The 20,335-nt window shown below is 59.8% G+C and carries 19 protein-coding genes; 8 read left to right on the plus strand and 11 right to left on the minus strand.

All coding sequences use genetic code 11. The features are described from left to right. Positions 1–5: 5 nt before the first annotated feature. From soxB to IG617_RS04755, 7 genes are all read right to left on the minus strand, one after another. A complete protein-coding gene (gene soxB / locus IG617_RS04725; RefSeq protein WP_192107829.1) occupies positions 6–1,700 on the minus strand; it encodes a thiosulfohydrolase SoxB in 1,695 nt (564 codons plus the stop codon). A 187-nt stretch (positions 1,701–1,887) separates the two neighbouring features. After that, a complete protein-coding gene (soxA, locus tag IG617_RS04730; RefSeq protein ID WP_192108491.1) occupies positions 1,888–2,697 on the minus strand; it encodes a sulfur oxidation c-type cytochrome SoxA in 810 nt (269 codons plus the stop codon). A gap of 101 nt (positions 2,698–2,798) precedes the next feature. Then, positions 2,799–3,125, minus strand: a complete 327-nt coding sequence (gene soxZ / locus IG617_RS04735; RefSeq protein WP_192107831.1) for a thiosulfate oxidation carrier complex protein SoxZ — start codon at positions 3,123–3,125, stop codon at positions 2,799–2,801. A 21-nt stretch (positions 3,126–3,146) separates the two neighbouring features. After that, positions 3,147–3,596: a thiosulfate oxidation carrier protein SoxY gene (soxY, locus tag IG617_RS04740; RefSeq protein WP_192107833.1), complete on the minus strand. Its 450-nt coding sequence runs from the start codon at positions 3,594–3,596 to the stop codon at positions 3,147–3,149. 24 nt (positions 3,597–3,620) lie between these two features. Then, positions 3,621–4,082 (minus strand): sulfur oxidation c-type cytochrome SoxX, encoded by a 462-nt coding sequence (gene soxX / locus IG617_RS04745; protein WP_192107834.1) that lies wholly within the window; start codon positions 4,080–4,082, stop codon positions 3,621–3,623. Positions 4,083–4,243: 161 nt separating this feature from the next. Beyond that, positions 4,244–4,840, minus strand: coding sequence for a thioredoxin family protein (locus tag IG617_RS04750; RefSeq protein ID WP_192107835.1), 597 nt, complete (start codon positions 4,838–4,840; stop codon positions 4,244–4,246). Positions 4,841–4,866: 26 nt separating this feature from the next. Further along, positions 4,867–5,601, minus strand: coding sequence for a cytochrome c biogenesis CcdA family protein (locus IG617_RS04755; RefSeq protein ID WP_192107836.1), 735 nt, complete (start codon positions 5,599–5,601; stop codon positions 4,867–4,869). A 123-nt stretch (positions 5,602–5,724) separates the two neighbouring features. Between IG617_RS04755 and IG617_RS04760 the strand changes: the two genes are divergently transcribed. From IG617_RS04760 to IG617_RS04770, 3 genes are all read left to right on the plus strand, one after another. Further along, positions 5,725–6,129 carry a transcriptional regulator gene (locus IG617_RS04760; RefSeq protein WP_338109938.1) on the plus strand — a complete coding sequence of 135 codons (405 nt, stop codon included), beginning with the start codon at positions 5,725–5,727 and terminating at the stop codon, positions 6,127–6,129. Between the two features lie 91 nt (positions 6,130–6,220). After that, positions 6,221–6,571, plus strand: coding sequence for an ArsR/SmtB family transcription factor (locus IG617_RS04765; protein WP_192107838.1), 351 nt, complete (start codon positions 6,221–6,223; stop codon positions 6,569–6,571). A gap of 149 nt (positions 6,572–6,720) precedes the next feature. Then, the gene (locus IG617_RS04770) at positions 6,721–7,827 is read left to right on the plus strand and encodes a YeeE/YedE family protein (RefSeq protein WP_192107840.1); all 1,107 of its coding nucleotides are present in this window, start codon (positions 6,721–6,723) and stop codon (positions 7,825–7,827) included. Here the strand turns inward: IG617_RS04770 and IG617_RS04775 are convergent. Then, positions 7,824–8,771: an MBL fold metallo-hydrolase gene (locus IG617_RS04775; protein ID WP_192107842.1), complete on the minus strand. Its 948-nt coding sequence runs from the start codon at positions 8,769–8,771 to the stop codon at positions 7,824–7,826. The genes IG617_RS04770 and IG617_RS04775 overlap by 4 nt on opposite strands. Positions 8,772–8,923: 152 nt before the next feature. Between IG617_RS04775 and IG617_RS04780 the strand changes: the two genes are divergently transcribed. Beyond that, positions 8,924–10,018 (plus strand): YeeE/YedE family protein, encoded by a 1,095-nt coding sequence (locus IG617_RS04780; RefSeq protein ID WP_192107844.1) that lies wholly within the window; start codon positions 8,924–8,926, stop codon positions 10,016–10,018. A 6-nt stretch (positions 10,019–10,024) separates the two neighbouring features. Here IG617_RS04780 and IG617_RS04785 read toward each other — a convergent pair whose 3' ends face one another. Together IG617_RS04785 and IG617_RS04790 are read right to left on the minus strand one after the other, a co-directional pair. Beyond that, positions 10,025–11,194, minus strand: coding sequence for a cyclic nucleotide-binding domain-containing protein (locus IG617_RS04785; protein ID WP_192107846.1), 1,170 nt, complete (start codon positions 11,192–11,194; stop codon positions 10,025–10,027). Between the two features lie 124 nt (positions 11,195–11,318). Next, complete coding sequence (locus IG617_RS04790) at positions 11,319–11,780, minus strand: Lrp/AsnC family transcriptional regulator (RefSeq protein ID WP_192107848.1); 462 nt, start codon at positions 11,778–11,780, stop codon at positions 11,319–11,321. Positions 11,781–11,900: 120 nt separating this feature from the next. On the opposite strand from IG617_RS04790, the gene IG617_RS04795 reads away from it, so the two are divergent. The 4 genes from IG617_RS04795 (at position 11,901) to IG617_RS04810 (ending at position 17,851) form a co-directional block, all read left to right on the plus strand. Then, positions 11,901–13,367, plus strand: coding sequence for an aminotransferase class V-fold PLP-dependent enzyme (locus tag IG617_RS04795; protein ID WP_192107850.1), 1,467 nt, complete (start codon positions 11,901–11,903; stop codon positions 13,365–13,367). Continuing rightward, positions 13,367–14,152: a class II glutamine amidotransferase gene (locus IG617_RS04800; protein WP_192107852.1), complete on the plus strand. Its 786-nt coding sequence runs from the start codon at positions 13,367–13,369 to the stop codon at positions 14,150–14,152. Before IG617_RS04795 ends, IG617_RS04800 begins: the two co-directional genes overlap by 1 nt. Before the next feature lie 330 nt (positions 14,153–14,482). After that, on the plus strand, positions 14,483–15,028 hold the full coding sequence (locus IG617_RS04805) for a biliverdin-producing heme oxygenase (RefSeq protein ID WP_192107854.1): 546 nt from the start codon (positions 14,483–14,485) through the stop codon (positions 15,026–15,028). Between the two features lie 288 nt (positions 15,029–15,316). Next, the gene (locus tag IG617_RS04810) at positions 15,317–17,851 is read left to right on the plus strand and encodes an HWE histidine kinase domain-containing protein (protein ID WP_192107856.1); all 2,535 of its coding nucleotides are present in this window, start codon (positions 15,317–15,319) and stop codon (positions 17,849–17,851) included. Between the two features lie 82 nt (positions 17,852–17,933). On the opposite strand, the gene IG617_RS04815 is transcribed toward IG617_RS04810, so the two are convergent. After that, positions 17,934–19,217, minus strand: coding sequence for an O-acetylhomoserine aminocarboxypropyltransferase (locus tag IG617_RS04815; protein WP_192107858.1), 1,284 nt, complete (start codon positions 19,215–19,217; stop codon positions 17,934–17,936). Between the last annotated feature and the right edge of the window lie 1,118 nt (positions 19,218–20,335).

The following is a 20,335-nucleotide window of genomic DNA, read 5'->3' on the forward strand; positions in this document are numbered from 1 at the left end:
CTGGTTCAGCCGACCACTTTCACGGACTGATTGTCCGGGAGCTTGACGGTCGGGTGCTTGCTCAGGTGGTTTTCGACGACGTCCCAGATCGCTGGACCTTCGGTGTCTTCATTGACCGAGGCCCAACCGGCGACCGTGTAATCCTTCGCCGGATCAATGGCTTCGCCCGTCGCCAGCAAGGTCATGCCGGAGATGCGCTCGCCGATTTCCTTGTTGGGGTCGATCGTGTAGCCCATGCCGCCGACGCGAACCATGTCGCCGCCCTGCTGGTAGTAGGGATCCTTGTTGAAGAGGTTGTCGCCAACGTCTTCCAGGATGTCCTTGATGGTCTGACCGCTCATCTGCGAGCGGTAGGCCGCCGGATAAGTCATGGCGCAGGCGTTGTGGAGATCCTCGACGGTGATGTCCTGACCCGGCAGAAGGCTGGTGCCCCATCTGAAGCCGGGCGAGAGGGAGATCTGGGCGTCGCGCTCTTCCAGCAGTGCCTGGCAGATCAGGTCATCGAAGGTGCCGTTGAAATTGCCGCGGCGGTACAGAAGGCTCTCGGTCGTGCCGATCTTGCGGGAGAGTTCGTCCGCAAAGGGCGCACGCACTTCATCGATCAGCGCCGCCATGTCCGCATCAGGCGTAATGACATCGGAGAAGACCGGGATCAGGCGATAGCCATAGCCGGCCACCTTGCCATCTTTCACGTCGAGGTCGACACGGGAAACGAACTTTCCGTTTGAGCCTGAGGCGATCACCAGCGTGCCATTGACGATCACCGGCTCGGGCAGGGCATCGTGGGTGTGACCCGTCAGGACCACATCGATACCGTCGACGCGCGAGGCGAGCTTGCGATCCACATCGAACCCGTTGTGGGAGAGAAGCACGACGACTTCCGCCCCTTCGGCGCGAGCTTCCTCCACATGCTTGGCAATGTCTTCCTCGCGGATGCCGAAGGACCAGCCCGGGATCATCCAGCGCGGATTGGCAATCGGCGTATAGGGGAAGGCCTGACCGATCACGGCGATCTTGGATCCGCCGCGCTCGAACATCTTCCAGGCCTCGAAAGCCGGTTCGTCCCATTCGTTGTCGTAGATGTTGGACCCGAGGAAGGCGAAGGGCAGGGCGTCGATGACTTCCTGAACCCGGTCCGTTCCGTAGGTGAATTCCCAGTGGCCGGTCATGGCATCCGGCTCCAGGGAGTTCATGACGGTGATCATGTCCTCGCCGAGGGTCTTGTTCGCCGTGTAGCTGCCCTGCCAGGTGTCGCCGCCGTCCAAAAGCAGGCAGTTGTCTGCCCCGCGCTCGGAGCGGATCCGCTTGATGATCGTCGCGACCCGGTCCATGCCGCCCATGCGGCCATACGTCTTGGCAAGGGAAACAAAGTCTTCCGACGTCAGAGCATAGGCATCCGGCGAGCCCGGCTCGATGTCATAGAGCTTGAGGAAATCGGCGCCTGTCACGTGGGGAGGAAGGCCGTTGACGTCGCCGATGCCCAGATTGATCGAGGGCTCACGGAAATAGAGCGGCTTGAGCTGGGCATGAATGTCGGTGATGTGGACGAGGGTCAAATTGCCCTTCGGCTCCATCGACAGAAGCGTGTCCTCGCTCAGGCCCTGCTGGGCCATGAGCTTTGACCAGCCGCCGGCCATGCCGGAGCCGAGCAGGGCGCTCGTGGCGGTTGCGGCCATCAGGAACTCGCGACGTGAAAACATGTCTACCTCCAGCTCATCGGCAGGTGCTTGCGCATCAGCTGCAATCGGGCAAGGTTATCCCGTTGGCACACGTCAAGCGTGCACCGGAGCCTGGCTTGCCGATGATATTAAAATCGTGGGACGTCTCTCTGCGCCCCGGTCAAAAGGTGCGGCGATCACCCGCCGCACCTGGTCTCATGCGTCGCCGTTACTGGCGGACCGCAGGTGTCTCAACCGACAGGCCTGTGCCGCGCCACGTCACATAGACCTCCAGAGCCATCAGCTCGTCGGAAAATGCTGCCGGGAACTCGGCGCGTGTGTCACGAATGCAGCCGCGGAAACGGTTGTGCAGGGACACCATGGCCGACTGCTTGAGCCGGTAGGTCGGGAAGCCGTTGACGTTGCCCTGGCTGAGGTGATCGGCGCGGATATAGTTGCCGTTGTAGTCCTCATGACAGGTCGCGCAGGCCAGGTTCAGCTGACCTGTGCGGGTGTAGTAGGTTTCCTCGCCCTTCTTCCACCACTCCTGCATCTCGCCCTGACTCAGATCGATCTCGACCGGCATGCCGATGGACTGATGCTTGATGTAGGTGACGAGGGCCTTCTGGTCTGCAGCGTCGAACTTGTAGGGCTTTGCCTGCATGTTCTCTTCGCGGCACTGATCGACCTGAAGCTCGAGGTTGAACGGCTTGTTCGCGTCCGCATTCCACTTGGGATAGTTCGCGCCGATCCCCTTGAGGAATTCCTCGCCGTCACCATGACAGGAGGCGCAGGACTTGCCGGCATCGCCTTCCACGGTGTTCCAGATTTCCTCGCCGCGTTCGACATAGAGCATGCCCGGATTCTGGAAGCTGTCAGCCTCCAGGGCCCGGGTTTCCTCGGTGCGATAATGCCAGCCGGAGATCACTTCATCGAGCGGATGCCCCTCCGGGGCCGCCGTCCGCGTGATGATCTCAAGCTCGTCATCAATCACCAGCTTTTCGTCCACCGGTCCGCCGGCAAGGGCGGCGCTGCTCATGCCTGCGGTCAGCAGGCCGGCAAGCAGTACGCCTGTCTTATATATCTTGGCCAAATCGTCTCCTCCCGATTTGCGCGATTGCGGATTGCTCCGGCTCTCGCTTATTCGACCGCAAGCTTCTTTTCGGTGGTGTAGGCGCTGCCGTCATCGTCCACCCAGGTGAACTTGAACGTGCCGCTGTCTTCCACTTTGGCGGTGAACTCCAGGTAGGGGTTCGCCGAGACGGCCGGATCCATGTCGCATGAAAAAACGACCTGTCCGTTGTATTCGCAGGTGAACTTGTTGATGATCTTGCGCGGGATCGGGTTGCCCTGCTTGTCCTTGCGCTGACCGGATTCCATCGGGTGGCTGATCAGCGTCTTCAGCGTGACCACTTCACCCTTGGAAGCCTTTTTGGGGACCTTAACGCGCGGTTTAGGTGCTGCCATTGTGTCTATCCTTCTGCCCGATCAGCCGCCGCAGCCGCCGATGGTGACCTTGACTTCTTTTTTGTCCATGAATGTCGTGCCGTCGCTCATCTTGGCGACCGCGATCACATTCTGCGTCTTGGCAAGACGGATCCGCGTCTTGGCAGCCGCTTCGCCGCTCATGGCGGTGAAGTGGAATGTGGCAACGGCCGGGCTCGGGTTGCCCTCGGCGAGAATGAGAACCGATTCAACATAGTTGTCTGCGGTCATCGGACTGTCGACTGAGACAGAAACGGGAACCGTATTGCCGTTTTCTGCAATTTCCGGCGCCTCCAGGCTGATCTTGCCGCTTTCGGGCATGGCACCGCCGGAAAAGGCCTTGATGGCTTCTTCGGTTTCAGCTGCGGCCGCATGGGCGAGCTGTCCGCCGAAGGTGATGAAGGCGGCAGCACCTGCGGTCAGGCCGAGCGCTTCGCGTCTGGTAAGGGACATCCCTTTCTCCTTGGTCTTGAAAGGCTATTCGGAAAGCGTCGTCAGGTAGGCAACCACATCTTCCACGTCCTGAGCGGACAGGATGGTCTGACCCTTGTGCTTTTCGGCAACGTTGATCCCGACGTTCATGGTGTAGAAGCCGGGCATGATGGTCTGTTCGCCGAAGACCTCCTTGCTGTCGATCACGATCGCGCGCAGCTCCTGCGCGGTCCAGCGATCACCAACCCCGTCAAGGGGCGGGCCGACTTCACCGTGGAACAGCTGGTCGCTGAGATCCGCGTTGACATGGCAGGCAAGGCAATTGCCTTTCTTGCGATCAGCGAATGTTTCCCGGCCGATGGTGGCATCGCCCGGTTTGCCGGTCAGGGAGGCGGTGACCTCCATGTCGACGATCTCGACGTCGTCCGGCGCTAGCGTCTCGGCAAATGCCGATCCGGCAAGCGCGAAAGACGCAGCCGCAAATATGATTTTTAAGCCCTTGGTCATCGCGTCGGCTTTCCTCCTCTTTCGGGACCGGTGGGCCCGGTCCTCAAGCCGGAACGTTTGGGCGTTCCGACCTCCTCCTCGAATAAAATATATGATTTTCTGCATGTGTTGCCAATAGGTCTTTTGACAGACATTGAAAACACCACTGAAAATTGCGTCTTCTAGTCGTTTCCGAGACGGCCTTCCTCACGTAAGTCATTGATGATACGAGCATGATATTTCTGAAAATGCTCGTCTCCGGCGTAGCCTTTTTCCTGGACCCAGCGGAACATGTTCAAGAATGTCCACTTGCCGAAGGCGCCGGGCATGGTGGCGACGGCGGCTTCTGCGACCGTTTTGCCCTCCGGTACGGATTCGGGCAGGAACACGATTGTCGGGGTGAAGACATAGCCCCATTTGCGAGCCGCCGACTTTTCGGTGAGCGTGTCGCCGTCCAGATCGATGACCTCCTCATCGCCGAACATGTTGTATTGAACGACCATGAAGTTGGCCTTGATGTAGTCGGATACCTCCGGGTCGGAGAGGATCTTCTCATGCATCGCGCGGCAGTAGATGCAGCCGCGCTGTTCGAAGATGACCGCCAGGCGTTTGCCCTCATCGGTGGCTGTCTCGATGTCCTCTGCCATGTCGCGGAAGGTGATGGTGAACCAGTCCTGCTTGTGCAGCCCGTCTTCGCCCATTTCGGCTGCGAGTGCCGCCGGCGCTGAGAGCACGCCAAGAAGTCCAGCCAGAACTAGGGATCTGAGCAACTTGATCATGATGTCCTCCATGTGTGACCCACGCCCTAGCCGATCTGGCTGAAGACGGGGAAGGCTTCCAGAAGCCAGAAGGCGATTGTCGACATCTGGCCGGTGACGAAGAGAAGGCCGGTCAATACGAGAAACCCGCCCATGACCTTCTCGACGGTTCCCATGTGCTTTCGAAACCGCGAGGCCCATCCAAGGAACCGGCTCGCAAAGGCGGCGGCCAGAATGAACGGGATGCCTATGCCTAGGGCGTAGGCGGCGAGCAGCAGGCCTCCCTGGCCGGTGCTGCCAGTGGACCCGGCCATGAACAGGATCGCGGCCAGAACCGGGCCGACGCAGGGCGTCCAGCCAAAGGCAAAGGCGAGCCCCATGACAAAGGCGCCCAAAAGGCCTGGCGGTTTGCGCTCCACCTGGACGCGGGCTTCGCGAAACAGCAGGGAGATCCGGAAAAGGCCGAGAAAATGCAGGCCCATGATGATGATGATGATCCCGGCAATGATCGACAGGGTGTCGAAGTAGCGGGCGATCGACTGACCGATCACGCTGGCGGTCGCGCCGAGAGCGACAAAGACCACCGAGAACCCCAACACGAAGGCGACGGACGACAACACAATGCGCCGGCTTGTTGCGGCCGTTGCCGTTTCACCCTTCAGCTCGGCGACGCTGACGCCGGCCAGGTAACACAGGTAGGGTGGCACGATCGGCAGGACGCAAGGGGAGACAAAAGACAGCAAGCCGGCCAAAAAGGCCGCGCCGATCGACACGTCGAGCATTTCTCTCCTCCCTCTGAGCGATGCCCGGACCCTGGCTCCTCCCATGATCCGTTCACCGACTGGTGATTTAAAATATTCAAAACTTGATATATATTGCAATCAGAGAATTTGATGAGGTGATGGGTGCACACGAAAATCACAGCCCTTACGACACGCTTGGCCCCAGGTCTGCTGCTGACGCTGATGTTGGCGATCATGCTTCTGGCGGCCCAATTACCTGCGCGGGCAGCCGAGCTGGTGATGCTGGAACAGCCTGGCTGTTCCTGGTGCAAGCGCTGGAACGAGGAGATCGGAACGGCCTATCCGAACACGGAAGAGGGCAAGCTGGCGCCGTTGCGCCGGGTGGACATCACCGAGGGCTGGCCGGCCGATCTCGGGCAGGTTCGCCGTGAGCGTCTGACCCCGACCTTCATCCTGGTGGAAGACGGCGAAGAGGTGGCCCGGCTGCGCGGGTATCCGGGCGCGCATTTCTTCTGGCCGGTGCTCAACGACATGCTCTCGAAATTGTCATCGACATCGATCAACTGAAACCTGCCGTCGCTTTCTTCACGGGCCAATCTGGTGTAATTGCGACCCGCAGGCGGCTCATCAGTCTTTCAAACGGGAATGGCAAACGATCATGAACCTTCCGATCCTGACATCAGGAACCGATCCGGAGGAATTCCAGCTTCTGGTCGAACAGGCCCGCAAGGCCAGCGACCTGCTGAAGTCGCTGTCTCATGAAGTGCGCTTGCTAATCCTTTGCCTCTTGTCCGAGGGGGAGAAGTCGGTTTCGGAGCTTGAAGACATCCTGACCATGCCGCAGGCTGCTGTTTCCCAACAATTGGCGCGTTTGCGTTCGGACGGGCTTGTTGCGTCGCGCCGCGAAGGGCGGATGATCTTCTACAGCCTGACCGACAGCGAGGTCCGCGACATCATCGGCGCACTTTACGAGTTGTTCTGCAAGGACGCGCGCCCGGATCAGGACTAACGTCGGCCAGTTTCTTTTCCCGCAGAGCGCTCGACTAGCAGTTTATCAGCCTTGGTGAAGGTGAACGGTTTCATCTGCGACCGTTTTTGCTCTAGGCTGACAGAAAGCTGGCAAAGACCGGCATATATGGCTTTGGGAGGAGAAAGCCGATGGGAGACCTGGATCCCCAGGTGCTCTTGCCGTTTCTCGGGCTTGCTGCGGGTGCAGTGCTCGGATTCGTGGCGAGGGTGAACCGTTTTTGCACCATGTCGTCGCTCGAACGCTATTGGTATGCGGGCGATGCGACTGGCTTGCGGACGTGGGTGCTTGCGGCGGCGACTGCACTTGCCCTGACACAGGCGTTGAATGCCGCAGGGCTCGCCGCCATCGACCAGTCCTTTTATCTGGATGCTTCCTTGCCCTGGACCGGCGCCATTCTCGGTGGCGCGCTCTTCGGGCTCGGCATGGCTTTCGTCGGCACCTGTGGCTTTGGCGCGGTCGTCCGGCTTGGCGGTGGCAGTCTTCGAGCTCTCGTGGTTTTGATTGTTCTTGGGCTTTCGGCTTTGGCCGCGCAGCGCGGGTTGATCGCGCAGGGGCGGGTGTTCCTCGTCGATAATCTCGCGCTCGATCTGTCCTTTGCCGGAGACCAGTCGCTCGGCAGTCTCATCTCCGCATGGGTTGGGGCGGATGTGCGAACGCCTGTCGTGCTGGTTGTCCTCGCCGCGCTGCTGTTCTGGATCTTTCGGGATACTCGTTACCGCCGCAAAGGCCTGCAGATCGTGACAGGTGTCCTCATCGGTGCGGCCATCGCCTTTGGCTGGTGGGCAACGACATTTGTCTCCCGCGAGGCGTTTGCGCCGGTTCAGATCGAGGCGGGATCATTCGTCGTGCCGGTCGGAGACACGATCCTGCAGTTCGTTACCTATACGGGCACGCTGCCGGACTATGGCGTCGGCCTGATCCTTGGAACCTTGCTGGGCGCGATCGCCGGCGCGCGGTGGCGGCAGGACACAAGGTGGGAGGCCTGTGATGATGCTAGGGAACTCTCCCGCCATCTTCTGGGTGCCGCGCTCATGGGCGTCGGAGGTGTATTTGCCATGGGCTGCACCGTAGGGCAGGGCATCACGGGCTTTTCGACCCTGGCCGTCTCCGTGCCGCTGGTGATGGTGTCCATGGCCTTTGGTGCCCGTGTTGGCCTGGCGATCTTGGTTGAAGGATCGGCACTTGCCGCCTTCCGCCGGAACGATGTTGGCTCTGGCGGCCGGACGGCTGGCTAGCCTTCGGCGACAAACCGGTAGGCGTTGCCGGCCTTTTCGGCGCGGCCGACGCCCGGATGGGGCAGGTGATAGCCGATGATCTTCGTGCGATCTCCGGCGATCCGGTCCAGCAACGCCTTGCGGGTCGCTGCGCCCTTTTCGCGGTCTTGGTCGGTACCGGAGCGCCACTCCGGCTTTTCAAAAGAGATAACCGCATTGGCAATGGCGTCGCCGCCCACCAGCAGGCTTTCCGAGCCGCCGTGGAGCACATAGGACATGTGGCCCGGCGTGTGGCCGGAGGTGTCGATGGCCTCGACGCCAGAGATGACTTCCATGCCCGGCCGGATCATCTCGACCTGATCGGCAATGGCGTCAAACCGGCTCCTTGCGCCAACGACGAAGCTTTTGCGTTCCTCCGGCGTGTTGGCCAGGGTGTCATCGGCGCGCCAATAGTCCCATTCGGCCTCGGGCACCCAGTATTGCGCTTCTGAAAACAGCGGGTCATCAAAGTCATCCAGAACGCCCCAGATATGGTCCGGATGGCCGTGCGTGAAGATCACGTCGGTCACCTCCGCAGGATCGATGCCAGCGTCTTCCAGATGTCCAAGCAGATCTCCTGCGCTGGGCTGAAAGTTGGCGCCTGCGCCGGCATCAAACAGAACCAGTCGGTCGCCTGTGCGATAGAGGGTGACATTGCAATCGGGAGCGTATGTGTCGTTCGCCAGACCATGTGGTTCCAAGAGCGCCTGGATTTCCTCCGGGCTCTGCTCCGGCAGAACGAAGTTCATCGGCAGGCTGAGATTTCCGTCGGAAAACACCTGGACCTCAGCTTCACCGAGCTTCATCGGATTTGCCAGCGCAGTCTTCGCGGCAAGGCCTGTGCCAAGGGACAGGGCCAAGGCGGCGCTGCCTTTCAGGATCGAGCGGCGTGATGGATCGGCCAACAGAACGGACGGTCGTGACATGATTTTCCTCCACATATGCAATTTTTTGAATTTATCCTCCCTTCCTTGAGCAACGTCAATGCGCGAGTGCGCCAGGCCGCGCGAGGTCTACCAGCGAAAACACCCGGAAATCGGGAAAATTCCTGCTGTCCAAGCAGAGAGGGAGACGTGCCATGGACCTGAGCTTTCTTCTCGAGCGCGTGCCCGAACCACTGATCCTTGCGGCCGGAGGACTGCTGGTGGGCATGATGTTCGGGGCGTTTGCACAGCAAAGCCGGTTTTGCCTGCGGGCGGCGGCGCTGGACTTTGCACATGGTATTTTCGGAGTTCGGCTGTCTGTCTGGCTGTTCGCTTTTTCCGCCGCGCTGGTGATGACGCAAGTTCTGGCCGGCCTTGGTCAGGTGCAGATCAATGAGGCGCGCCAGCTGGCCTCGCCGCAAAGCCTTTCCGGGGCGGCCATCGGCGGTCTTCTGTTTGGGGCGGGCATGGTGCTGGCGCGTGGTTGCGCCAGCCGGCTGCTGGTTCTTTCCGCCACGGGCAATCTGCGCGCACTCCTGTCCGGTCTTGTCTTTGCGGTGATCGCCCAGGCAAGCCTGCGCGGGATCCTCATGCCCGGACGCGAGTGGATTGCAGGCTGGGTGACGACAGCGGATGTCGGCGGCAATGATCTGGTGGCGATGCTCGGCGCATCGAGTGCTGCGACATTCGGTTTCGGACTGCTCTGGCTGGCCGCGGCAGTCTTCTTTGCAATCAGATCCCATGCGCCGATCTGGCAGATGGCGGCTGCGGCCGTGGCAGGGCTGGCGATACCACTCGCCTGGTGGTTCACCTCTTCCATGGCCCGGCAGGCTTTCGATCCGGTGCAGGTGGAAGGTGTAACCTTTACAGGACCATCCGCGGACACTTTGATGCTGTTCCTATCGCCGCCTGGTTCGCAGCTCGACTTCGACATTGGTCTGGTGCCGGGTGTCTTTCTCGGGTCCTTTCTGGCCGCCTTCCTGGCGCGCGAGCTGGCGCTTCAGGGGTTCGAGGGCGGCAGATCCATGGCGCGCTACATGACCGGTGCGGCCATGATGGGTTTTGGCGGCATGCTGGCAGGAGGCTGCGCGGTCGGTGCCGGTGTCACCGGTGCCTCGATCTTCGCCCTGACAGCCTGGATTACGCTGACGGGCATCTGGCTGTCAGCTGCTCTGACCGACAAGGCTCTGTCGCGCATGGAGGTCAGGTCGGAACCATCTGGCGAAGGCGTCGCGCTCGATGCGCCCTGAAACCTCTTAAAGCAGCACCATTATGGAAGCGGCACAGCCGAGGTAATAGTGCAGCAGGGAGACGCCGGCGAGATTGCCCGAGCGCAGGTAGAAATAGCCGAAAGCCAGGCTGCCGAAAAACGTCACGAGGACCGCATCAAGCCCGAAGGCAAGGTGCAGGACCGAGAAGACGACGCTGGTCAGGAATACGGAGCGATGACCGGTGCGGTCATCCAGGAACCGCCGGAAAAGGCCCTGGATCAGCCCGCGGGCACCAAGTTCCTGGAAGATGCTGTGAAAGAAGTAGTGAAACAGGAACCAGGTATCGACCGTCGCGCCTTCAGCGGCAGCAGTGTCTTCGCCCTGCAGATCAGAGGCCGGCAGAAAGAAGATCACCAGGCCTGCGACAAGCGTCAGACCGAGACAGATGAGGCTGGCTTCTCTCAGGGAGCTCCACAGGCCTTTCTTGCGAATGCCGAGTTGATTGAGCGGAATGTTGAGAAGCCGGATCGTGATCAAGCTCGGCAGCGCCAGCATCAACAGGCCCTGCCAGGCAAAACGGGCCTCATAGACATCTTCAACAACATCTTCGGCCACCACATAGAACAGCACCATCGCCACGAGGAATATGGAGATCGTGTAGATTAGAAAGTGGCCAAATTCATTTTGCCGCTGCTGATGCTCCAACTCTTTTTCAAGACCGGCGACAACCGCCTCATTGGTGTTCCTGGTGCGCTGGACCACTTGGCTTGCAAGGGCGCCCTTCATGTCACCGATGATCCTGTCGCCATCGGGCAGGGCGCGAAGCGCTTCATAGGGCAGGCGCAGCACTTCACAGTCGCTCGTTACGCGTACGCTGGCTGAGCGTGGCGCGGCATCCAGAAAGGCAAATTCTCCGATGATGCTGCCAGGGCCGATCGTGCCGAGCACGACCTCGTCGAGACCGTTTTTGCCAGTCAGAAACGGCACCAGCGTCCCGGAAAGCACGATGTAGAGGTCGCGATCGCTTTCGCCCTTCTTCAGCAGGATGGATCCGGCAGACCGACGCAGCGGCTCGGCAAGAGAAAGAACGCTCTCGCGATCTTCGTTGGTCAAGGAATGAAACAGGCCGAGGGTCTTGAGATCTGAGGCCGACAGGGAATTGGGGGCTATGTCCGGGGACCCGCTCGCCTCGGAGCGGGACGTATCAAGATGCACGGTGTTGCCTCTGGGAAATGAAATCTGACCTGAAATGTGCGCCTGCCGATTCTTGGCATAGGTGAACCAGTCGGCAGCGTTACGTGAACATGAACGGAGCCGGCTTGATTCGGCAAGGCTGTGCCTAGATCGGCAAATCGCGGCTGTCGGCGATGGCCTCCATGGTCATGTAGGAGGTCACGGTCTCCAGATCGATCTTGTCGATCAGCTTCTGGTAGATCCGGTCGAAGGCGTTCATGTCCTCGGCCATGATCTTCAGCATGTAATCATAGTCTCCGGCGACCCTGTAGAAATCGATCACATTCGGAATGGACGACACTTCCTGGCGGAACTGTTTCAGCCAGGTTCTGGAATGGTGCCGTGTGCGGATCATGACGAAGACCGTCAGGCCGAGCCCGATGTCGGCGGGATCCAGCCGGATCGTGTGGCCCTTGATCAGGCCGCTTTCGCTGATGGCCTTGAGCCGACGCCAGCAGGCATTTTGCGACAGACCGACTCTTTCCGCGATTTCACGTTGCGATCGGCGCGAGTCTTCCTGCAGCTCTTTCAGGATCTTTCGATCAATATTGTCCAATTTATAGATCATGTTCGTTCATATGACACATTTTGGTGGTGTTGGCGATGAATTCAGGTGAGGTAATCCCATCACTGTCTATCATAGCATTCTTCCGAACCCAGACGACTGGATCCAATCGGGAATGCCCAGATGACCAAAGCCCATACACCTTTCGAGGATTTTGCAAACCGTTTGCAGGGACCAGATCTGGCAAGCCGGTTACGCACAGGCCTGATCGGCGAGGGGGCAATGATCGAGGGCCCCTTCGGTACCAAGCCATTGATCTATGCGGATTATATTGCCTCAGGCCGGGCCTTGCGCCAGATCGAGGACTTCATTCTCACCGAGGTGCTGCCCTATTACGCCAACAGCCATACGGAAGCGTCCTGGTGCGGGTCGCAGATGACCCGTTTGCGGGCGGCAGCGCGTTCGGAAATTGCACGGCTTTGCGGTGCGCAAGAGGGTTTTGCGACGATCTTTGCCGGATCGGGCGCGACCGCCGGGCTGAACCGCTTGGTTCATCTCCTGGGCGTTTCAGACGCAGAGCATGCGGGAGGCCGGAAGCCGCTGGTTCTGATCGGGCCCTATGAACATCATTCCAACATTCTGCCCTGGCGGGAGAGCGGTGCGGAGGTGATCGAAATCGGCGAAGCGGCGCAGGGCGGTCCTGACCTTGACGAACTCGAAGCGGTGCTGCGTGAACAGTCGGCTGAACGTCTGACGATTGGTTCCTTCTCGCTCATGTCGAATGTGACCGGCATCGTCACCGACGCGGATCAGGTCACCCGGATCCTCAAGCGCCATGGGGCACTGGCGGTCTGGGATTGCGCGGGTAGCGGTCCTTATCTGCCAATCGACATGAAAGCTGGCACCGACGCGCAAAAGGACGCGATCGTGGTCTCGCCGCACAAGTTCATTGGTGGTCCGGGCGCATCCGGCGTGTTGATTGTGCGCGAAGGGGCGGTGCATCGGCATCTTCCTGTTCAGCCGGGAGGCGGCACCGTGCGTTTCGTCTCGCCCTGGGGCCATGACTACAGCGAGAACCTCGCCGCACGTGAAGAGGCAGGTACGCCAAATGTTGTGGGAGATATTCGCGCTGCGCTTTGCTTTCTGGTCAAGGACGCGCTGGGCCAGACATTTCTGGATCAGCGGCATGACGAGCTGCGCCAGGCAGCCATCAGCCGCTGGCGGGCGAATGAAAACATCGAGATCCTGGGCAACCCCGAGGCCACCTACAAGGTGCCGATGTTCTCTTTCAGGGTCCGTGACCGGCTGAAGGGAGGCTACTTGCACCAGCAACTGGTGACCCGCATGCTGTCCGACCTTTACGGCATTCAGGCGCGCGGCGGATGTGCCTGCGCCGGGCCTTATGCCCATCGGCTGCTGGGGTACGAGCAAGCTACGTCAAATGCCATGCGCGCCAGCATTCTGGCCGGCGAGGAGTTGGAAAAACCGGGTTGGACCCGGCTGAATTTCTCTGCGCTGATGAACCCGGAAAAGGTCGAGACCGTGCTGCAGGCCGTCGACGATCTGGCGCGCAATCCCTATCCCATGTGCGAGGCCTATCACTGCGACGAGACCACCGCTCGCTTCAAGGCCCACGAGGAGGCTGCCTGATGTGCCGTTGGGCTGCCTGGAGCGGTGCGCCGAAGTTTCTGGAAGAACTGATCTGCGATCCGGAACATTCGCTTATCCATCAAAGCCGCAATGCCTTTTCCTGCAAGACGCAGGTCAATGCGGACGGGTTTGGACTTGCCTGGTACGACAGCCGCAAGGAGCCTTGCGTCTACAAGGATGTGCGCCCTGCCTGGGCTGATGCCAATCTGCTGCAGCTGGCCCATCATGTGCGCTCGCCCTTGTTTCTGGCGCATATACGGGCCTCAACGGGTACGGCGACAAGTCATGATAATTGCCATCCGTTCACTCATGGCCGCTGGAGTTTCATGCACAATGGCCAGATCGGCGGCTATGGTCTGATCCGCAAGCGGCTCGATGCAATGATCCCTGATCACCTCTATCAATACCGAACGGGTGCGACGGACAGTGAGGCCCTGTTTCTGATCGCGGTCGGATACGGTCTTGATCACGATCCAGTCGGTGCAATGCGCCGCGCTGTTCAGGACGTGGAAGACGTTGCGCGGACGCATGGCCAACTTCCCTACATGCGCTTTGCAGCGGTCTGGTCAGATGGCCGGCATCTGTTTGCCGCGCGCTACGCCTCCGACAACCGCGCGCCCAGCCTTTTCTGCCGGAGCTTTGTCGATGGCACCTCGGTGGTGTCCGAACCCCTGGATGAAGCGCCCGAGGCCTGGACAGAGGTGAAATCCGGCACGATCGTTCTGCTTGCCGATGGCTATTTGGAGGAACAGCGCTTCAACGCATCGATGGTGTCCGCCGCCTGACGCCGTTTCAGGTGAGCTGCTTTTGACAAAGGTCCGCGCATGCGGACCTTTCTTCGTTTGAGCCTCGAGCTTGGATGTGGACGATTGATCACGCTCAAAAAAATTCGTGAATTTTAAATTCAAGAATTCTAAAGTGCCCGGGAACCAACTTAGCAAAGCCGCGTTTCAACTTTACGCCTTGCTGGGACGTCTGGAGTGTTTAGACGGACGCGTGAATGCCTATATCGCTTCGAGGATCTCTTCTAAATTGCGCAGGAAAATCGACCAAGCACACGACGGCAGGCAGCAGCTATTGCGTTGCCGATCCCAGCTGCGAGGCGACGAATAATCATGCCAGAAACTGCTCTGAAAATCCCGCCTGTTCGATTTTATTTGGCAGAGCAGACAAGGACATCGCACGAGTTGGTCGACAAGCGCGCAGAGGCCTTTGATCTGACGCTTGCCGAGGGCGTGACCCAATTTCTTCGATTTATGTATCGTGGTATCTCGGCCATTGAAGCGGGCCTGGATGAAAGCCATGCAGCGCGCATCTTCCCGCTCTGGTCAGAGCGTAAACGGGCCGCGATGATTGGCGCCGAGTTGGCTGAAACAGCGCTGGCGTGGTCTGAAGACGAGGTGACGCAGCAGGCGTTGGACTTTCGCTCTGAAGCAGAGGTCTGGGGCGCGCTCTACGTGCTGGAGGGCTCCCGGCTGGGCGCGCGCATTCTGGTCAACCGCAGCGAACTGATGAGCAAATCCGACTTCTTTCAGGAAACCGCGCGCTGTCGCTATTGGCCCGAATTTCTCGTGCAACTTGAGCAGGCGGATATGCGGCTGGATGATCGTGCCGGGATGGCGGAGGGCGCGTGCCGGGCGTTCGCTGCGTTTCCTGGATGAGGCCCGGAAAACCGGGTTTCGCATCTAAAACCGGCGGAATTTGGCGTGCGCTGGGCTGGCGAAATTTGGTTTGAGTCTTGGTAGATAATCGCAGATATTTGGAATTGCGACAATTGACAGCACTTAGGGGAGTCCTGTCGGCAGTGACGGTGAGTTTGAGCGTTCGGGATGTTTTTGGCGCATCCAAGCGGCGCACGACCTTCCCGCCCGCAGCCCCCTTCGAAGAACAATCAGCTGCTTTTGGACGATGTGTCCGGGCTAAGGCGCGTGTTAGAGTGACGGAAACTCATGACAACTGTTGACCTCACCAATTGTGACCGGGAGCCGATCCAGTTTCTGGGCGGCGTTCAGGCGTTCGGCTGTCTCCTTGCCTTTTCCAACGATTGGTTGTTGGCACATGTAAGCGAGAATTGCGTTGCCTTCACCGGCCGGACACCTGAGGAACTTTCGGGCGTTCAGGCGGTCCACCTTCTGGGCGCCTACGCTTTTCAGGAGATCCGTGGACGGCTGCAATGGCTGCAATACAGCGATTCGACCGAGCGTCTGTTTGGCCTGGACCTTTTCGGCGACGGCAAGAGCTATGACGTTGCCCTGCATCGCTCCGGGGATTTGATCATTCTGGAGTGCGAGCCCTCCGAGATGACGAACCGCCTCGATGCGATCTCTGCGGTCCGTTCCATGATGGCCCGGATCGATGCGGCCGAGGAGTTTGACGAGTTTCTGTCGGACGCTGCGCGGCAGGTCCGCACGGTGACCGATTTCGACCGGGTCATGGTCTATCGCTTCATGGACGATGGGTCGGGCCAAGTGGTTGCCGAAAGCCGCGCTCCTGGCGTGGATTCCTTCCTCGGTCTGCGGTATCCGGCAAGTGATATTCCGGTCCAGGCGCGCCAGCTCTACATCCGCAACCAGTTTCGCATCATCAGCGATGTGAACGGAAAGGTGGCTCGGATCGTCCCGGCGATTACGACCACCGGAGAACCTCTGGATCTGTCGCTCAGCGTGCTGCGTTCGGTTTCGGAAATCCATCTTGAATACCTTCGCAACATGGGCGTTGGCGCCTCTCTGTCAATCTCGATCATTGTGGATGGAAGACTCTGGGGCCTTTTCGCCTGCCATCACTACAGCCCGAAGCAGATGAGTTTTGACCGTCGGACCACGGCTGAACTGTTCTCACAGATGTTTTCGCGGGATCTGGCCAGGCGCCTTCAGGATGAGGTGCTCAATCATGAAGAGCGCGCGCGGGTTCTTCATGATCGGATCATGTCGTCGATCTCGGTCGAGGGCAGTGTTTTTCAGAACCTCTCCAGCTATATGGAACCCTTCATGGATGTGGTCTCCTGTGATGGCGTGGCGGTTCTGGTCGATGGCCAATACACCAGCCTCGGCCTTGCCGCTCGCAAGGACGAGTTGGAGGAATTCGTGCCTTTCCTGAACCGGACGGCCGCCAGCAAGCTGTTTTCGACCCATACCTTCTCGAAGTTCCTCGGCGAGAGCGACTTCACCCGGCGGATTCCCGGTTTGCTGGCCATTCCGGTTTCCCGGCGACCGCGCGACTACCTGCTGTTTTTCCGAGGCGAGGTGGTGCAATCCGTCACTTGGGCGGGCAATCCGGAAAAACCGGTTGAGCTTGGGCCAAACGGGCCGCGCCTGACACCGCGCAAGAGTTTTGAGGCGTGGAAACAGGAAGTTGTTGGCCAGTCGGCCAAGTGGACCGCTGCCGAGCTGAAAATCTGCGAGTCCCTGCGCACCACGCTGCTGGAAGTCATCCTGCGCTCGGTGGATATGAACGAGAAGCTCCAGAAGGAAGCGAATGAACGGCAGGACACGCTGATTGCTGAGCTTAACCACCGGGTTCGCAACATCCTGACCCTGATCCAGGGGCTCGTCTCACGCACCATGGAAACCGCTGAGAGCACCGAGCATTTCACCAAATTGTTGGATGGGCGGATCAAGGCGCTGGCGCGCGCGCACGATCAGATCACGCAAGATCAGTGGTCCCCGGCGCCGCTGACGTCGCTCTTCACCAATGAGCTCACGGCGTATTCTCCGACCTACGGCGACAGCGCGCGCCTTCTTGGGCCGCATGTGATGATCGCGCCGCTTGCCTTTTCGACGATGGCGCTGGTGGTCCACGAGATGGTCACCAACTCGGCCAAACACGGTGCTTTGTCAGCGTCAGGCGGCTTTTTGACCGTCGAATGGACGCCGACACCGGAGGGGGATCTGGAGATCAGCTGGGTCGAAGCCGGTGGACCACCGGTGGTGCCGCCAAGCCGGCGCGGGTTTGGCTCGACCATCATTGAACACTCCATTCCCCATGAGCTGAATGGTGAGGCCGCCATCGAGTATCTGCCGGAGGGCGTTCGTGCGTCCTTTCGGATCCCGGCGGATTATGTCGAGCTGGACAAGCTTCCACAGCCGCCGACCATTGTCCGTGCCGTGACTCGGAACGCGGTTCAGGTGCCTCGGTCCAAGGCTCTGCTCGTCGAAGACAACATGATCATTGCGCTCGACAATGAGGACATGTTGCGCGAGATCGGTTTCGTCGATGTGGCGTTGGCGAAAGACGTTGAAACCGGTCTGGAGGTAATAGCGGCTGACAAGCTTGATTTTGCCCTGCTGGACATCAACCTTGGCCGGGAAAACAGCATTCCGATTGCGCAAAAGCTCAGGGACTTGGGCGTGCCCTTCATCTTTGCCAGCGGCTACGAGGACACATCATTGCTGGATGAAAGCTTCAAGAATGTGCCGGTCGTCATCAAGCCGTTCAGCAAGGAAAAACTTGAAGAACTCGTTAGCCTGAAGATGGAAGAAGACTGAAGGCAGCCGTTGCCCAAGCCGAAAAAAAAGCCCGCCATTTGGCGGGCTTTTCGTTTTCGCGAGCTGTCGAGAACGTGACCGCTCAGACCTGTTCCAGTGCCTGGTCGAGATCGGCGATGATGTCTTCGGCGTCTTCAATGCCGATGGACAGCCGGACCACTTCCGGTCCTGCTCCTGCCGCAGTCTTCTGTTCGTCTGTCAGCTGGCGGTGGGTCGTCGACGCCGGGTGGATGATCAGCGAACGGGTGTCGCCGATGTTGGCCAGATGGGAAAAGAGCTGGACGTTCGACACCAGCCCGACACCGGCGTCATAGCCACCGTCCAGACCGAAGGTGAAGACCGCGCCTGCGCCCTTGGGGCTGTATTTCTGCTGAAGCGCATGGTTCGGATCTTCAGGCAGCGCTGCATAGGAGACCCAGGACACCTTCGGGTGGGCCGACAGATGCAGGGCCACCTTCTTGGCATTGTCGCAATGGCGCTGCATGCGCAGGGGCAATGTCTCGATGCCAGTGAGGATCTGGAAGGCGTTGAAGGGCGAGATTGCCGGGCCCAGATCGCGCAGGCCAAGAACGCGGCAGGCAATGGCGAAGGCAAAGTTGCCAAAGGTTTCATGCAGGACCACGCCCTGATACTCGGGCCGTGGCTCGGACATCAGCGGATAGCGACCGTTTGCGGACCAGTCAAAGTTGCCGGCATCGACGATGATGCCACCCATGGAGTTGCCGTGGCCGCCCATGAACTTGGTCAGGGAATGAAGAACAACATCTGCGCCATACTCGATCGGGCGGCAGAGGTAGGGCGTTGCCATGGTGTTGTCGACAACGAGCGGAATGCCCTTGGCCTTTGCGATCGCGGAAATCCCGGCAATATCGACGACAATGCCGCCCGGGTTGGCCAGACTCTCGATGAAAATGGCTTTGGTGTTCTCGTCAATCGCCGCTTCGAAGGTCGACAGATCGTCCGGATTGGCCCATTTGACGGCCCAGCCGAAGCTCTTGAACGAATGGTTCAGCTGGTTGATGGACCCGCCATAGAGCTTGTTGGCGGCGACAATATTATCGCCCGGCTGCATCATGGTGTGGAAGGCAAGGAGCTGGGCCGAATGCCCGGAGGCTGTCGCCAGTGCGGCCGTGCCGCCTTCAAGCGCGGCGACCCGCTCTTCAAGCACAGCTGTCGTCGGGTTGGTGATGCGGGTGTAGATGTTGCCGAAGGCCTGAAGGCCGAAGAGGGAGGCTGCGTGGTCCACATCATCAAAAACGAACGAGGTCGTCTGGTAGATCGGCGTGGCGCGCGCGCCCGTGGCCGGATCCGGCTGTGCGCCCGCGTGAATCGCCAGTGTTGAAAATCCTGGTATGCCGTCGCTCATTTGAGCCTCCTCCAAGTCAATTTTGCGCATACTGGCGGAAGCCCGCGAGGGCGTAAAGGCAAGATCTTGCGCTGGTGGTTCGGTTTCAGAAAAGGGATTTCAATGTTTGTGCGCCGGATTCGGAGTTTGCGGCGTGCCACTGCCGTTCAGCCAGCACCATATCCGCCGCGGGATCTCTCCCCGGCGTTTTGGCTTTTGTGGTCTCCCGTTCAAACGGGATGGCAGGCGCTCCGGACTTGCCGGGAGCAGTTGGGAAAGTGGGATGTGCAAGGCCGTCGCGCCTGCCCGGATTTCGTGTCCCAAATGACTGAACGTGCGTCTTTCTCTTTTCTGCGCGCCGGAAGTAGAGCGTCCTCCGGTTTGCCAGATACGAAACGCGCCTGAGGCGTGCAGCGTCACTCCCAGCTGCAGGTCCAAGCTGCCAGTCACCGGATAGGGGCTGATCCGTTACACCAGACCCCATCCTCGAAACCCGGTCCCCGCCACCGCGAACGGCCCTTTTCCATGGATTGGCCATTAGCGGCCCCGTGATGGCAGGAACGGGATCAATGATACGACAGGTCCGGCGAGTGAGGATAAGTTCCGGCTATTCACAGGCAATGGGTGTGTTTTCAATGCCTTGCGAGGGGTCTATCCTCGTCCGAATGAGGGATAAGGTCTGCTCTATCCCCTCTCTGCTTTCCCTGCGCAGGCAGGGATCCAGTAATCGCAGGCGTTTCGGCATGAGCCGTGAGGTTCCGGCGTACTGGGTCCTGGATCTCCGCTGCGCTTGTCCGGGAAGGCAGGGAGTTTGAAGCAAGGCCCACCATACCCACTGGCGTCATTGCAGGACTTGATCCTGCAATCCATGCCGTTTCGGCTCTCCAAATCGAAGTGGTTCTCTAGGGCGATGTCACGGCATGGATGCCATGGTCAGGCCATGGCATGACGGAGTGGAGGAGAGGCTTTGCCTTTGGTCCCGTGGTCATTCGGAAAGCGGTCAGAGGTCATTGCGACTTTCCCTCCCTCTGCCTTCCCTGCGAAGGCAGGGATCCAGCAACCTCTGGCGCTTCGGCATGAGCCGTGAGGTTCCGGCGTACTGGGTCCCGGATCTCCGCTGCGCTCGTCCGGGAAGGCGC

Origin of the sequence: Roseibium polysiphoniae (genome assembly GCF_014842925.1) — a bacterium.
In the GTDB taxonomy this organism is placed as follows: Bacteria; Pseudomonadota; Alphaproteobacteria; order Rhizobiales; family Stappiaceae; genus Roseibium; species Roseibium polysiphoniae.

Coding starts and splice junctions, on each gene's coding strand:
- IG617_RS04805 (WP_192107854.1), top strand. CDS start 14,483: ATGCCAGAAACTGCTCTGAAAATCCCGCCTGTTCGATTTTATTTGGCA.
- IG617_RS04800 (WP_192107852.1), top strand. CDS start 13,367: ATGTGCCGTTGGGCTGCCTGGAGCGGTGCGCCGAAGTTTCTGGAAGAA.
- soxZ (WP_192107831.1), bottom strand. CDS start 3,125: ATGGCAGCACCTAAACCGCGCGTTAAGGTCCCCAAAAAGGCTTCCAAG.
- IG617_RS04810 (WP_192107856.1), top strand. CDS start 15,317: ATGACAACTGTTGACCTCACCAATTGTGACCGGGAGCCGATCCAGTTT.
- IG617_RS04750 (WP_192107835.1), bottom strand. CDS start 4,840: ATGATCAAGTTGCTCAGATCCCTAGTTCTGGCTGGACTTCTTGGCGTG.
- IG617_RS04795 (WP_192107850.1), top strand. CDS start 11,901: ATGACCAAAGCCCATACACCTTTCGAGGATTTTGCAAACCGTTTGCAG.
- IG617_RS04755 (WP_192107836.1), bottom strand. CDS start 5,601: ATGCTCGACGTGTCGATCGGCGCGGCCTTTTTGGCCGGCTTGCTGTCT.
- IG617_RS04770 (WP_192107840.1), top strand. CDS start 6,721: ATGGGAGACCTGGATCCCCAGGTGCTCTTGCCGTTTCTCGGGCTTGCT.
- soxB (WP_192107829.1), bottom strand. CDS start 1,700: ATGTTTTCACGTCGCGAGTTCCTGATGGCCGCAACCGCCACGAGCGCC.
- IG617_RS04780 (WP_192107844.1), top strand. CDS start 8,924: ATGGACCTGAGCTTTCTTCTCGAGCGCGTGCCCGAACCACTGATCCTT.
- soxX (WP_192107834.1), bottom strand. CDS start 4,082: ATGACCAAGGGCTTAAAAATCATATTTGCGGCTGCGTCTTTCGCGCTT.
- IG617_RS04765 (WP_192107838.1), top strand. CDS start 6,221: ATGAACCTTCCGATCCTGACATCAGGAACCGATCCGGAGGAATTCCAG.
- soxA (WP_192108491.1), bottom strand. CDS start 2,697: ATGAGCAGCGCCGCCCTTGCCGGCGGACCGGTGGACGAAAAGCTGGTG.
- IG617_RS04775 (WP_192107842.1), bottom strand. CDS start 8,771: ATGTCACGACCGTCCGTTCTGTTGGCCGATCCATCACGCCGCTCGATC.
- soxY (WP_192107833.1), bottom strand. CDS start 3,596: ATGTCCCTTACCAGACGCGAAGCGCTCGGCCTGACCGCAGGTGCTGCC.
- IG617_RS04790 (WP_192107848.1), bottom strand. CDS start 11,780: ATGATCTATAAATTGGACAATATTGATCGAAAGATCCTGAAAGAGCTG.
- IG617_RS04815 (WP_192107858.1), bottom strand. CDS start 19,217: ATGAGCGACGGCATACCAGGATTTTCAACACTGGCGATTCACGCGGGC.